The sequence below is a fragment of the Streptomyces microflavus genome (assembly GCF_014650075.1).
Classification (GTDB): Bacteria; Actinomycetota; Actinomycetes; order Streptomycetales; family Streptomycetaceae; genus Streptomyces; species Streptomyces microflavus.
Window position 1 is genome coordinate 68,908 of the sequence record NZ_BMUG01000010.1, and the last position, 14,028, is coordinate 82,935.

9 protein-coding genes are annotated in these 14,028 nt (G+C 71.8%); 7 read left to right on the forward strand and 2 right to left on the reverse strand.

Going from position 1 to position 14,028, the window contains the following annotated elements; genetic code table 11:
* Nucleotides 1-177: 177 nt before the first annotated feature.
* A complete protein-coding gene (locus tag IE264_RS27275; protein WP_032758153.1) occupies nt 178-1,449 on the reverse strand; it encodes an LAETG motif-containing sortase-dependent surface protein in 1,272 nt (423 codons plus the stop codon).
* Between the two features lie 417 nt (nt 1,450-1,866).
* Here IE264_RS27275 and IE264_RS27280 point away from each other — a divergent pair, with 417 nt between their 5' ends.
* The 6 genes from IE264_RS27280 to IE264_RS27305 all read left to right on the forward strand — a co-directional run bounded on the left by IE264_RS27280 (nt 1,867) and on the right by IE264_RS27305 (nt 10,204).
* Nucleotides 1,867-2,820, forward strand: coding sequence for an LLM class F420-dependent oxidoreductase (locus IE264_RS27280; RefSeq protein ID WP_015609204.1), 954 nt, complete (start codon nt 1,867-1,869; stop codon nt 2,818-2,820).
* Between the two features lie 10 nt (nt 2,821-2,830).
* A complete protein-coding gene (locus IE264_RS27285) occupies nt 2,831-3,616 on the forward strand; it encodes an SDR family NAD(P)-dependent oxidoreductase (protein WP_032758152.1) in 786 nt (261 codons plus the stop codon).
* Nucleotides 3,617-3,749: 133 nt separating this feature from the next.
* Nucleotides 3,750-4,874, forward strand: a complete 1,125-nt coding sequence (locus IE264_RS27290) for an LLM class flavin-dependent oxidoreductase (RefSeq protein ID WP_032758151.1) — start codon at nt 3,750-3,752, stop codon at nt 4,872-4,874.
* 328 nt (nt 4,875-5,202) lie between these two features.
* On the forward strand, nt 5,203-6,942 hold the full coding sequence (locus IE264_RS27295; protein ID WP_032758150.1) for an N-acyl-D-amino-acid deacylase family protein: 1,740 nt from the start codon (nt 5,203-5,205) through the stop codon (nt 6,940-6,942).
* The gene (locus IE264_RS27300) at nt 6,939-8,405 is read left to right on the forward strand and encodes an aldehyde dehydrogenase family protein (RefSeq protein ID WP_032758148.1); all 1,467 of its coding nucleotides are present in this window, start codon (nt 6,939-6,941) and stop codon (nt 8,403-8,405) included. Before IE264_RS27295 ends, IE264_RS27300 begins: the two co-directional genes overlap by 4 nt.
* A 227-nt stretch (nt 8,406-8,632) precedes the next feature.
* The gene (locus tag IE264_RS27305; protein WP_031124073.1) at nt 8,633-10,204 is read left to right on the forward strand and encodes an APC family permease; all 1,572 of its coding nucleotides are present in this window, start codon (nt 8,633-8,635) and stop codon (nt 10,202-10,204) included.
* A gap of 26 nt (nt 10,205-10,230) precedes the next feature.
* Here the strand turns inward: IE264_RS27305 and IE264_RS27310 are convergent, their stop codons facing one another.
* Nucleotides 10,231-10,959 carry a siderophore-interacting protein gene (locus tag IE264_RS27310; RefSeq protein ID WP_032758147.1) on the reverse strand — a complete coding sequence of 243 codons (729 nt, stop codon included), beginning with the start codon at nt 10,957-10,959 and terminating at the stop codon, nt 10,231-10,233.
* 125 nt (nt 10,960-11,084) lie between these two features.
* Between IE264_RS27310 and IE264_RS27315 the strand changes: the two genes are divergently transcribed.
* Nucleotides 11,085-13,967, forward strand: coding sequence for a GNAT family N-acetyltransferase (locus tag IE264_RS27315; protein WP_078657512.1), 2,883 nt, complete (start codon nt 11,085-11,087; stop codon nt 13,965-13,967).
* Nucleotides 13,968-14,028 lie beyond the last annotated feature (61 nt).

Sequence of the window (14,028 nt, forward strand, 5' to 3'; positions counted from 1 at the left end):
ATCTAGGGCAAGGGGCCGGGCGGTCGGCCGTTCGGTTGGCCGTACGGTCGGCCGTACGACGGAGGGGCCCCGCCGCGGTCTGCGGCGGAGCCCCTCCTCGTCACGCGCCTACGCTTCAGGCGTCGTCACGCTCACCCTGCCTCGGGCGTGCCCAGGCGTCGTCACGCTCGCCACGTCTCAGACGTCCGCACCCGTCCTGCGGCGGCGCACGAGGAACATCGCGCCGGCGCCGAGCACCACGGCCGCGCCGCCCGCCAGAGCGATCTGCGCGGTGGCGTCGGACGAGCCGGTCGCCGCGAGGCTGCCGTTCGTCGTGTTCACCGGGACGCTCGAACCCGAGCCCTGCGGGGTGACCCCGGAGCCGGCCGCGGCGGTCTTGGTGGGCTTGGGGTCCGGCTTGGGGGTGGGCTTGCCGGCCGCCGCCTTGATGTCGAACTTGTTCACGGCGGCGTCCGGCGTCAGGCCGCAGCCGTCCTTGTTGAAGTAGTCACCCGCGATGAAGGTGAGGCCCTGCCCGGCCGGGGCCTTGGCGTCGACGTCCAGGCGCAGCTTGATGTCGCCGTGCTCGCCGCGCTTCAGCGCGCCGATGGTGTCGATGTAGAGGTCGCCGTCGACGGTCTTCCACTTCGGGGACGAAGCGGAAGACCACTTCAGCTTCAGGTACTTGGCGATGTCCTTGGCGCCGCTCTTGTCGGTCGCGTGGACGCTCGCGTACGTGAGGACCTTCTCCATGTCCTTGTCGGTGCCGTTGGTCACCCGGACCGAGAAGGTGGTGGCGGTACCGGCGGTGACCTTGGAGGGGAAGCCGGTGACGACCGTGGTGAGGCCGGGCTCGTCCAGGCACTCCCCGCCACCCTGGTTCTCCTCCTCCTTGGCGCGGGCCAGGGCCGCGTCGGCGGCCGTCTTGGCGGCGAGGGTCTGCTTCGTGGCGTCCTGGGCCTTGCCGAGAGCCTTGAAAGCCTCGCGCCTCGCGTCGTCCGACAGCTTGAGGGCGGCCTTGGCGTCGGCCTCGGCGGTCTCCGCTGTCGTCGCCGCAGCCGTGGCAGCCGCCTTGGCTTCGGCGAGCGCCTTCTCGGCGGCTTCCCTCTCCGCGTCGGTGGCCGCCTCGGTCAGGTCGTCGAGCGCGTCCGTGACCGCCTCGTCGGCGGTGGTCTTCGCGGTGGCGGCCTCGTCCGCGGCCTTCCGGGCCTTCTCAGCCGCCACGTTGAGGGGCGCGGTCTCGGAGACCGCGTCCTCCACGGCCTGGTAGGCGGCCTCCTCCGCCGCGACGGCTTCGTCGTACGCCTTCTGCGCCTCGGCCGCCGCCTTTTCGAGCTCCTTGACGGTCGGCTTGGCCTGCGGCTGCGCGGCGGGCTCGGTGTCGGCGAACGCGGGGGTGACGGAGAGCATGACGGCAGGCGTCGTCACGGCAATGGCGACGGCCGTGGCGAGAACGCGGCGAATCTTCACATGGGCCCTTTTGGTCCGGGAAAAAGAATGGGTGTGACCGTCCCGGCGGTTACGGATCACGCGGGTGGCCTGTGGCGATGGTATGGCGGAGATGCCAACGTACGGTGGGAATTTCCCGGCCGCGACGGGCTGACCCGCCTTGTCGCGAGCAGACAGAGAGAGCGAAAAGGGGCAGTTGCTCTCCGGGGCTGTGCTTTTCCTGTGATCAACGCCATGGGAATGGGGCGGGGCGCGGGCGGCGGCGTTACGCCCGCATTCTTTCCGCGTTCATCCGGAGCCGCGCATTCCCGTATGCGTGAGTTCCTGGACCCCCTCTTCCCTCCCCCTGCCCCTTGTCTGATGGGGCGTCAGGTATGACGATGGCGGCCGTCACCCGGGGCGGGGAACGCCCCGGGGCCGAAGGGGAAGGAGGCCGCCGTGCCGCTACCGCTCCCGTCGCCCGACGGGCCGCTGTCGTACGGGATACAGCTCCCGGTCCAGTCGCAGAGCGCCATCTACGCCGAACCCTGGGAGGCGGTGGCGGTCCCCGCCGACCTCGTCCGCATCGCCCGGGCCGCCGACCGCAGCGGCTTCGCCTACATCGCGAGCTGCGACCACATCGCCATCCCGCGCCGGCTCGCCGAAGGGATGAGCACGGTCTGGTACGACCCCGTCGCCACGCTCGCGTTCCTGGCCGGGGTCACCGAGCGCGTGCGTCTGATGAGCCATGTCGCCGTCGTCGGGCTGCGCCACCCGCTCGTCACCGCCAAGCAGTACGCCACCCTCGACCACCTCAGCGGCGGCCGGCTGATCCTGGGCGTCGGGGCCGGGCACGTACGGGAGGAGTTCGAGGCGGTCGGGGCGGACTTCGACGGCCGCGGGGGCGTGCTCGACGAGACGATCGACGCGCTGCGGGCGGCGCTCGGGCCGCAGGAGTACCCGGAGTTCGCGGGGGAGCGGTTCTCCTTCGGCGGGCTCGGACAGCTGCCGCGCCCCGCGCAGGAACGGGTGCCCCTCTGGGTGGGCGGCTCCTCGCCCGCCGCCGTGCGCCGGGCGGCGGTGAAGGGCGACGGCTGGCTCCCGCAGGGCGACCCCCGGGACCGGCTGCCCGCGCAGATCGCCCGGGTGCACGCCCTGCGGGAGGAGGCGGGGGTCGAGGAGCCGATCGTCATCGGTGCGATCACCGAACCGCTGTACGTGGGTGAGCCCGGGTGGTCCGTGGGGCGGCGGATCCTCGCCGGGAAGCCCGAGGCGCTCGCGGAGTCGTTGCGGGCGTACGCGGCGATCGGCGTGCACCAGATCCAGGTGCGGTTCCGGAGCCGGAGCGTGGACGAACTGACCGATCAGATGGCGGCGTTCGGTGCGGACGTGGCCCCTCATCTCGGCAGCTAGGGAGAGCGGTATGGGCAAGCTGGACGGGCGGGTCGTCCTGGTCACCGGGGCGGCACGCGGGCAGGGCGAGCAGGAGGCGCGGCTCTTCGCGGCGGAGGGGGCGCGGGTCGTCATCGCCGATGTGCTGGTCGAGCAAGGGGAGGCGCTGGCGAAGGAGTTGGGGGAGGGCGTCGCCCGGTTCGTGCGGCTGGACGTGGGGAGCGAGGAGGGGTGGGCCGAGGCCGTCACCGTGGCCAAGGATGCCTTCGGGAAGATCGACGGGCTCGTCAACAACGCGGGCATCCTGCGCTTCAACGAGCTGGTCAACACCCCGCTGGCCGAGTTCGAGCAGGTGGTGCGGGTCAATATGACGGGTGCGTTCCTCGGGATACGCGCCGTGGCGCCGGAGATCGAGTCCGCGGGCGGCGGGACGATCGTCAACACGTCCTCGTACACCGGCCTGACGGGCATGGCGCTGGTGGGCGCGTACGCCGCGACCAAGCACGCGGTGCTGGGGCTCACGAAGGTGGCCGCCGTGGAGTTGGCGGGCAAGGGGGTCCGGGTCAACGCCATCTGCCCGGGGGCGATCGACACGGCGATGAGCAACCCGGCCCTGCTGGACCCGGACGCCGACCTGAGCCGGTCGGACGCCGCGCTCGACGCGTACTACCGCAAGCTCGTGCCGATGGGGCGGATCGGGCGGCCCGAGGAGGTGGCCGCGCTGGCCCTCTTCCTGACCTCCGGGGACTCCTCGTACATCACCGGGCAGCCGTTCGTCATCGACGGGGGGTGGCTGGCGGGGGTCAGCCTGTTCTGACCGCACTATCTGACGACTCGTCAGCTATTGACGGGTCGCGGTGGTGGTGGAACAGTCGGTCGCATCACAATCTGACGGTGCGTCAGAAGAGCCGTCAGGAAGACTCAGGAAAACTTGAGGACGGTGAACCTCCGTGGAATTCGGGCTCTTTGTTCAGGGGTACGTGCCCGCCGCGCGCGCCAAGGTGGACCCCGAGGCAGAGCACAAGGCACTGATCGAGGAGACCGAGTACGTCATCCAGGCGGACAAGTCCGGCTTCAAGTACGCCTGGGCCTCCGAGCACCACTTCCTGGAGGAGTACTCGCACCTCTCCGCCAACGACGTGTACCTCGGCTACCTCGCGCACGCCACCGACCGCATCCACCTCGGCTCGGGCATCTTCAACCCGCTCGCGCCCGTCAACCACCCGGTGAAGGTCGCGGAGAAGGTCGCCATGCTCGACCATCTCTCCGAGGGGCGCTTCGAGTTCGGCACCGGGCGGGGGGCGGGCAGCCACGAGATCCTCGGGTTCATGCCGGGCATCACCGACATGAACCACACGAAGGAGCTGTGGGAGGAGACGATCGCCGAGTTCCCCAAGATGTGGCTCCAGGACGAGTACGTCGGCTTCCAGGGCAAGCACTGGTCGCTGCCGCCGCGCAAGATCCTGCCGAAGCCGTACGGGAAGTCCCACCCGGCCATGTGGTACGCGGCCGGGTCGCCGTCCTCGTACGCCATGGCGGGGAAGAAGGGGCTCGGGGTGCTGGGCTTCAGCGTGCAGAAGGTCTCCGACATGGAGTGGGTCGTCGAGTCCTACAAGAACGCGGTCAAGGACGCCGAGCCGGTGGGGGCGTTCGTCAACGACAACGTGATGGTGACGTCGACGGCGATCTGTGCCGAGACGCATGCCAAGGCGGTGGAGATCGCGGTGGGCGGCGGGCTCAACTACCTCCAGTCGCTGCTGTTCCGCTACCACGACACGTTTCCGCGGCCTGCGGGGATTCCGGAGTGGCCGCAGCTGCTTCCGGAGTACACCGAGGAGATCGTGGAGCTGCTCATCGCGGAGGAGCTGATGATCTGCGGGGATCCCGACGAGGTGCTGAAGCAGTGCCGGCGGTGGGATCGGGCCGGGGCGGATCAGCTGAGCTTCGGGTTGCCGATCGGGATCAGTCCGGAGGACACGATGACCACGATTCGGTTGATCGGGGAGCACGTGATTCCGCAGATCGATACGGATCCGGTGCACCGGACCTCGCGGTTCCGGGCCGCCACGGACTGAACCCTCGGGCCCACGTCGGGGCTCCGCCCCGAACCCCGCGCCTCAAACGCCGGCGGGGCTGGAATGGCCGCCCCAGTCTGGAAGTGGGCCGGACAGATCAAGCCCCTCCGGCGATTGAGGAGCGGGGGTGTGGGGGCGGAGCCCCCACCGAGAACCGGGCGGCGTCTTCCCGGACCGTCGCCCTGTGAGCCGGGGTACGTACCGCGGCCAAGCGTGCGTACCCCGGCTGTCCCACCCGAGCCGGAGCACCCGAGCCGGAGCACCCCAGCCGGAGCACCCGAGCCGGAGCACCCGAGCCGAAGAAGGAACCCACCGGAAGGGAACCGTCATGCTCGACCACCTCATCCGCCGCGCGACCGTCGTGGACGGCACCGGCGGCCCCGCCTACACCGCCGACGTCGGCCTCCGCGGCGGCAGGATCGCCGTCATCGCCGTGCCGGGGACCATCGCCGAGGAAGCCGTCACCAGTGAGGACGCCGACGGGCTCGTCCTCGCCCCCGGCTTCGTCGACCCGCACACCCACTACGACGCCCAGCTCTTCTGGGACCCCTACGCCACCCCCTCCATGAACCACGGCGTCACCACCGTCGCCGGCGGCAACTGCGGGTTCACCCTCGCCCCGCTCCACCCCGACCGGCCCGAGGACGCCGACTACACCCGCCGGATGATGTCCCGGGTCGAGGGCATGGCCCTCGCGGCCCTGGAGGAGGGCGTCGACTGGACCTGGTCCACCTTCCGGGAGTACCTCGACGCCCTCGAAGGCCGCATCGCCGTCAACGCCGGGTTCATGGTCGGGCACTGTGCCCTGCGGCGGCATGTGATGGGTGCCGATGCGGTCGGCGGGCAGCCGACCCCCGCGCAGATGGACGCCATGCTCGCCCTCTTCCACGACGCCATGGACGCCGGGGCCTGGGGCCTCTCCACCACCCAGTCCTCCACCCACGCCGACGGCGACGGCGAGCCCGTCGCCTCCCGGCACGCCCTCCCCGAGGAGCTGCTCGCGCTCTCCCGCGCGGTCGGCGAGCACGAGGGGACCCAGCTCGAAGCGATCGTCGCCGGGTGCCTGGACCAGTTCTCCGACGAGGAGATCGACCTCTTCGTCGACATGACCGCCGCCGCCGGGCGCCCGCTCAACTGGAACGTGCTCACCATCGACGCCGCCGTCCCCGAACGCGTACCGCGCCAGTTGATACCGAGTGAGCGAGCCCGCCGCGCCGGCGGGCGGATCGTCGCCCTCACCATGCCGATCCTCACGCCCATGAACATGTCGCTCGGCACCTTCTGCGCCCTCAACCTCATCCCCGGCTGGGGCGAGATCCTCGCGCTCCCCGTCCCCGAGCGCATCGAACGCCTCCGGGACGCCGCCACCCGCACCGAGATGCTGAGCCGCGCCGACAGCAAGGAGGCCGGGGTCTTCCGGCGCCTCGCCGACTTCGGCCGGTACGTCATCGGGGACACGTACAGCGCCGCCAACGAAGGGCTCGGCGGACGCGTCGTCAACGACATCGCCGCCGAACGCGGCCAGGACCCCTTCCACTGCCTGGTCGAGATCTGCGCCGCCGACGACCTGCGTACGGTCCTGTGGCCGATGCCCACCGACAACGACCCGGACTCCTGGGCCCTGCGGCAGCGCACCTGGGAGCACGAGGACGTCATGCTCGGCGGCTCCGACGCGGGCGCGCACCTGGACCGGATGTGCGGGGCCCCGTACACCACCCGCTTCCTCGGCGACTGCCTGCGCGGGCGGAAACTCGTGCCCCTCACCGCAGCCGTCAAGATGCTCACCGACGACCCGGCCCGCCTCTTCGGGCTGCGCGAACGCGGCCGGATCGAGGAGGGCTTCCACGCCGACCTCGTCCTCTTCGACCCCGAGCGGATCGACGCCGGACCGGCCACCCTCGTCCACGACCTGCCCGGGGACAGCCCGCGCCTGGACTCCAAGGCCATCGGGATCGTCTCCGTACGCGTCAACGGGGTCGAGACCCTGCGCGACGACAAGGTGACGGGGGCGGTGCCGGGGACGGTGCTGCGCTCGGGCCGCGACACCCGGACGGTGAGTACGGCGTGAACCCCACCGGACCGCAGAAGCTCTTCATCGGCGGGGAGTGGACCGAGCCCGCCGACGGCCACTACGAGGTCGTCGACCCCGCCACCGAGGAGGTCGTCGGCCTCGCCCCCGAGGCGAGCCGCGCCCAGGTGTACGAGGCCGCGGCGGCGGCCAAGGAGGCGTTCTCGAACTGGTCCCGCACCCGGTCCGAGGAGCGCGCCGCGATCCTGGACCGGGCCGCCGACCTCGTCCAGCGCGACTTCCTCGCCCACGCCGAGGTCGCCCGCGCGGAGAGCGGAGCCACCGCCTCCACCGCCCGGGGGATGCAGGTGGGGGTCGGCGTCGCCCGCTTCCGGCGGTACGCGAAAGGTGCGCTGGAGCCCGTCGAGGAGGCCATCGCGCCGCAGATCAACGAGGCCGGGCCGATGGGCCGGGCCGGGGTGTTCGGGGCGCTGGCCGTGCGCCGGCCGGTAGGCGTGGTCACCTGCATCACCTCGTACAACAACCCCTGGGCCAACCCGGCCGGCAAGATCGCGCCCGCTCTCGCGATGGGCAACACGGTCCTCGTGAAGCCCGCCCCGCAGGACCCGCTCTCCGTCTACCGGATGGCCGCCGCCCTCGCGGAGGCGGGCGTTCCGCCGGGTGTGGTGAACGTGGTCACCGGGTCGGGTGCGGAGGCGGGGGAGGCCGCCGTGGACTCCCCGGACGTCGACATGGTCAGCTTCACCGGCTCCACCGCCGTCGGGCAGCGCATCGCGGAGGTGTGCGGGCGCGGGATGAAGCGGCAGCTGATGGAGCTGGGCGGGAAGGGCGCCGCGCTGGTCATGGAGGACGCGGACCTGAACTCCGCCGTCGCGGGCATCGGCACCACGTTCTCCTTCTACAGCGGACAGATCTGTACGGCTCCGACCCGGGTCCTGGTCCACCGGTCCCGCCAGGGCGAGTTGATCGCCATGCTGGCCGCGTACGCCGAAGCGCTCACCGTCGGGGACCCCTCCGACCGGGCCACCGTCGTCGGCCCGGTCATCTCCGCCGCCCACCGCGACCGTGTGGAGGCGTACGTGGAGCTGGGCCGGAAGGAGGGCGCGCGGGTGGTCACGGGCGGCGCCCGCCCCGCCCACCTGGACCGGGGGTTCTACGTGGCCCCCACCCTCCTCGCCGACTGCACCCCCGACATGCGGGTCGTCCGCGAGGAGATCTTCGGCCCGGTCGTCGTGGTCGTCCCCTTCGACGACGAGGAGGAGGGCGTCGCGCTCGCCAACGACAGCGACTACGGCCTGATCGACTACGTCTGGTCCGGCGATGTGGCCCGCGCCTTCCGCCTGGCCGGGCGACTGCGCGCGGGCGGGGTCGGCGTCAACACGGTCGGGAGGAACATGGAGGCCCCGTTCGGGGGGTTCAAGAAGAGCGGTGTGGGACGGGACGTGGGCTCGTACGCGCTGCACGCCTACAGCGAGACGCAGGCGATCGTCTGGCCCGGCTGACACCGCTCCCACGGGGCGCGGGAAAATTTTGAATCGGCACAAAACGGACAGTGCTGCGATTACCGTACGTGGTCGGTGTCGTGCGACCGGCATGCATTGCAAGGCTTCACGCATATGTGGCCTTGAATTGATGAGGTGTTCATGGAGGATCGGCCGATGTAAGCAAGGGTGAGACGTTGGAGTCTCACCCTCCGAATGTGGATATCGCAGCGCATAGCGTCCTCCTCATGACTCAGCTGGACGCGCGGCCACGGGCCGGAGACACGGTACGGGGAAGCGCCCCGGCCGACGGCGGTGTACGCGGCAAGGGCCTCGGCGGGAACTCCGTCGGCCTGATGGGCAGCGCCGTCATCGGTGTCTCCACCGTCGCCCCCGTCTACTGCCTGACCTCCACCCTCGGCTCCACCGCCGGCGAGGTCGGCGTGCAGATGCCCGCCGTCTTCCTGGCCGGGTTCCTGCCGATGCTGCTGGTCGCCTTCGCCTACCGCGAGCTCAACAAGGTCATGCCGGACTGCGGCACCTCCTTCACCTGGACGGTGAAGGCGTTCGGCCCGCGCGTCGGCTGGATGTGCGGCTGGGGCCTCGTCATCGCGACGATCATCGTCCTGTCCAACCTGGCGGGCGTCGCCACCTCGTACTTCTGGCTCCTGGCGGGCGAGGTCACCAACAGCGCCTCGGTCGCCGCCCTGGACGACAACAAGCTCGTCCACATCACCACCTGCCTCGCCCTCATCGCCGCCGCCACCGCGATCAGCTACCGGGGGATGACCGCCACCAAGGGCATCCAGTACGCCCTGGTCGGCCTCCAACTCGCCGTCCTCGCGCTCTTCGTGACGATGGCGCTGTCCAAGGCGGGCAGCGGTGACGCGTCCTTCGCCACCTCGCTCGACTTCTCCTGGTCCTGGCTGAACCCGTTCGCCGTCCAGTCCTTCGCGGCCTTCACGGCCGGCCTCTCCCTCTCCATCTTCATGTTCTGGGGCTGGGACGCCTGCCTGACCGCCAACGAGGAGACCACCGGCAGCGAGAAGACCCCCGGCCGGGCCGCCCTCATCGCGATGGTCGTCCTGGTCGGCTCCTACCTGGCCACCGGCATAGCCGCCCAGATGGCCGTCGGCTCCGGCACCTCCGGGCTCGGCCTCGCCAACCCGGAGACCTCCGACAACGTCTTCGCCGCCCTCGCCGGACCGGTGATGGGCCCCGGCCTCGGCGTGCTGCTCTTCGTCGCCGTCCTCGCCTCGGCCGCCGCCAGCCTCCAGACCACGTTCATCCCGGTGGCCCGAACGGTCCTGGCGATGTCCGCGTACGAGGCGATGCCGGCCTCGTACGCCAAGGTCCACCCCCGCTTCAAGACACCCGGCCGGGCGACGATCACGGCGGGCATCGGGACCGGCGTCTTCTACACCGTGATGACCCTGGTCAGCGAGCACGTCCTGGTCGACACCATCTACGCGCTCGGCCTCATGATCTGCTTCTACTACGCGCTGACCGCCTTCGCCTGCGCCTGGTACTTCCGCGCCGAACTGACCCGCTCCGCCCGGGACCTGGTCTTCAAGGGGCTCTTCCCGGTCGTCGGCGGTCTGCTGCTCGCCGCCGTCTTCGTCAAGACCCTCTACGACATGTGGGACCCGGCGTACGGCTCCGGCTCCTCGGTCCTCGGCGTCGGCTCGGTCTTCGTCATCGGGGTGGGGCTGCTGCTCCTCGGCGTGGTGCTGATGGTCGCGATGGAGCGCCGCAGCCCGGCGTTCTTCCGGGGCGAGGTACTGACGAAGGAGACCCCGGCCCTCGTGGTCGAGGACTGAGGTCTCCGGTAGCGCACCTCTGGCTGCTACGGCCGCCAGTAACCCAGTGCGTTCACCCGGTCCTTGGGCAGGCCCAGCTCCTTGCGGAGGTACGCCGACAGGGCCCGGGTGGTCGCCGTGTCGCAGGCGACCCAGACGTACGCGTCCGAGTGGTCATCGCCCAGCAGCGCCGGCAGGGCCGCCTTCACCTCGGCGACCAGGTGCGCACCGCTCTCGCGGCGCTCCACGTGGTGCAGGGTGTGGTGGGCCTCGTCGAGGCGGAAGGGCAGTTTCCGGTCGGCCTCGTCCGAGGACTCGAACCAGATGGTCGCCGGGGTCTCCGGGATCGCGTCCAGCAGCGAGTTGATCGCGGGGAGCGCGGCCGGGTCACCGATCACGAAGAGCCGCGAGGGCGCCGGGTCGGGCAGGTCGAAGCCGGTGCCCTGGAGCGTCGCGTCGATCGTGTCACCGGCCTCGGCTCCCTTCGCCCAGTCGCAGGCGGGGCCCTCGTGGAGGGCGAATTCCAGACTGAAGGTCCCGGCCTCGGGGTCCGGGTCGACCAGCGTGTAGGCCCGCTGATGCGGTTTGCCGTCCTTCTCGAACCAGAGCCGCACCCACATCGTGGGGTGTGCGCCGCCGGTCGCGGCGAGGAGTCCGCCATCGGTCACATGCACCCGGCGGAACCGGTCGGTGACTTGCTCGGCGCCGGTCACGGTGAACGTGAAATCCCGCCCCCGGAACAGTTTGAGAACGACGCCTTCCCAGCCATGACCCACGGTGTCTCCCACCTTCCCCTGGTGCCCCGGCCCACTGCCCAAAGGGTCACTTTAGGTTAGGCTAACCTAAATTCCGGGGGCAGGGGAGTGGCTGAAAACCACCGGAAGCAGGGGATGGCAGAACGATGACCGCTGACATCGACAGCGAGAGACCGAACAGCGAAGGACCGGACACGGGGGCCACCGGCGGCTTCGAGGTCTTCCGGGACGACCGGGGGATACCCCACCTGAGGGCGGGCAGCGCCCTCGGCCTGGCCCGCGCGCAGGGCCACAACGCCGCCCGGGATCGGGCCTGGCAGCTGGAGACCGAGCGCCACCGGGTGCTCGGGACGACCGCCGCGTACCTCGGTGCGGAGGCCGTCGACTGGGACCGGTTCGCCCGTCGGGCCCGGCTCGCCGACACCGCCCGCCGCTGTTTCGACCGCCTCGCGCCGGAGACCGCAGCCTGGGTGGGCGCGTACGTCGACGGGGTCAACGAGGGCCTGGCCGAAGGGGCCGCCCAGGCACCGGAGTTCGCCGCCGCCGGGCTCGCCCCCGGCCGCTGGGAGCCCTGGACCCCGCTCGGCGTCTGGCTCTCCACCCACATCCTCTTCGCCGGGTTCCCCACCAAACTCTGGCGCGAAGAGGTCGCCCGCAGGCTCGGCGACGACCGCGCGGCCCTCTTCGCCACCGACGGCCCCGGCACCTCCGGCTCCAACGGCTGGCTCCTCACCGGCGCCCGCACCACCACCGGCGCCCCGGTCGTCGCGGGCGACCCGCACCGCTTCATCGAGGACCCCGGCGTCTACCAGCAGATCCGGCTCGCCTGCCCCGAGTTCGACGTGGTGGGCCTCGCCGTCCCCGGCGTCCCGGGCATCGCCCACTTCGGGCACGCGGGAGGCGTCGCCTGGGCGATCACCAACGCGATGGCCGACTACCAGGACCTCTACCGGGAGCAGGTGCGCCGCACGGCGGACGGCGGGGCGGAGGCACTCGGGCCGGACGGCTGGTACCGGGTCCACGCCCACACCGAGACCGTCGAGGTCGCCGGGGGAGAGCCGGAGACGGTCGAGATCGTGGAGACGGACCGGGGGCCGGTGATCATCGGGGACGTACCCGGGGACCCGGACACCGACGCGGCCCCCGACGCGCCCGTCATCAGCCTCCGCTACCCGCCCCGCGTCACCGGCGACCTCGGCTTCGACGTGCTGCCCGCGCTGCTCAGGGCCCGTACGGTCGCCGACCTCGACACCGCCCTCGACGGCTGGGTCGAACCCGTCAACGTGGTCCTGGCCGCCGACACCACCGGGGCCACCCTGCACCGGGTCGCCGGGCACGTCCCCGTGCGCCCCTACGAGAACCGGCTGCGGGTCGTCCCCGCGCACGACCCCGCGTACGCCTGGCGCGAGGGCGGCGAGCCCCTGCCCCGTACCGAGGTCGACACCGCCACCGGTACCGCCGTGATGGCCAACGAGCGCGGCCTCGCCGCCCCCCTCGGCATCGAGTTCGCGCCCCCGCACCGCGCCGACCGCATACGGGAGTTGCTCGGCACGGCCCCGGGCGCGGCAGCGACCAGCGCCACCGGCGTGCGGAAGGTCACCGGCCCGCCCTGGTCGGCCGCGGACATGGCCGCCGTCCACACCGACACCCACCTCGCCTCCTCCCGCCGGCTCCTCTCCCTGCTCGCCTGGGCACCGGACCTCGGCCCGGACGCCGAACGCCTGCGGGACCGGCTGCTGAGCTGGGACCGCCACATGGACGCGGACAGCACCGACGCGACCCTCTACGCCCGGCTGCGCGCGGACGTCGTCCACCGGCTGGCCGGCCACCCGGCCCTGCGCCCCGTCACGGGCGACGCCGACCCCTGGCGCTCGACCGCGTACCCGCCGCTCTTCCGCCCCTGGCTCGCCGCCGTACCCCGGATCGGCTACGCCCTGGAGTCCCTGCTCACCGTCGGACTCCTCCCGTACGAGGACCGGCTGGCGATGGTCGCGGCCTCGGCCGAAGCGGTCGCCGCCACGCACGCGGAGGGCCCCGGCCCGAGCGCCTGGGGCGAGGTCCACCGGGTCTCCCCCTGGCAGGCGCTGCCGGACGCGACCCCCGAGGAGGTCCGGCCGGGGCTCGCGGGCGACCACGACTGCGTGCTCTCCACCTCCAGCGTCCCCGGGATCACCGACCTCTTCGCCCGGGGGCCCGCCGCCAGGTACGTCTGGGACCTGGCCCGCCGCGACGACAGCCTCTGGGTGGTGCCGTTCGGCGCTTCCGGGGTGCCGGGCTCCGCCCACCACCGCGACCAGACGGAGCTGTGGGCGAGCGGCCGGCTAGCCCCGGTGGTCACCGACTGGAACCTGCTGCACCGCACGGAACGCGTCACGGAACGCGTCACGGAACACCGCACCGAGCACCGATTCGAGGAGAGCACGACCATGACCGCCGCCACGCCCCCCGACCCCGACGCCTCCACCGTCCCCGCCCTGCGCCCGGCCGTCCACGAGCAGAAGGTCGAGGGCTTCGGGGTCGTCCGCCTGGTCCCGGTCGTCCCGGCGGCCGACGCCGGTCTGCTGCACGCCTGGGTCACCGAGGAGCGCGCCCGCTTCTGGGGCATGGCCGACCACACCCGCGAACAGGTCCAGGAGATCTACGAGTTCGTCGACTCGCTCCCCACCCACCACGCCTACCTGGCGCTCCGCGACGGCGTCCCGGCCGCGCTCTTCCAGACGTACCAGCCGGACGCCGACCCGGTGGGCGAGCACTACGACGTGCGGCCCGGGGACCTCGGCATCCACCTGCTGATCGCGCCCGCCGAGGGACCGGTGAAGGGGTACACGGACGCGCTCCTCACCGCGTTCATCGGCTATGTCTTCAGCGACCCGGCCCACCTGCGGGTCGTCGTCGAGCCGGATGCCCGCAACGAGAAGGCGCTCGCCCGGATGGTCCGGGTCGGGTTCGAGCTGGGCCCGGAGATCGAGAAGCCGGAGAAGACGGCTCGGCTGGCGTTCCTGCCCCGGGCGGCGCTGGGCCTGGCCTGAGACGTACGGCGGCGGGCTGCTGAGGCGTACGGCGGAGGCCTGCCGAGGCGTGCGGCGGCGG

What these genes read in the sequence shown, in the direction of transcription:
- IE264_RS27285 (WP_032758152.1), top strand. Translation starts at nt 2,831, where the DNA reads ATGGGCAAGCTGGACGGGCGGGTCGTCCTGGTCACCGGGGCGGCACGC.
- IE264_RS27295 (WP_032758150.1), top strand. Translation starts at nt 5,203, where the DNA reads ATGCTCGACCACCTCATCCGCCGCGCGACCGTCGTGGACGGCACCGGC.
- IE264_RS27305 (WP_031124073.1), top strand. Translation starts at nt 8,633, where the DNA reads ATGACTCAGCTGGACGCGCGGCCACGGGCCGGAGACACGGTACGGGGA.
- IE264_RS27315 (WP_078657512.1), top strand. Translation starts at nt 11,085, where the DNA reads ATGACCGCTGACATCGACAGCGAGAGACCGAACAGCGAAGGACCGGAC.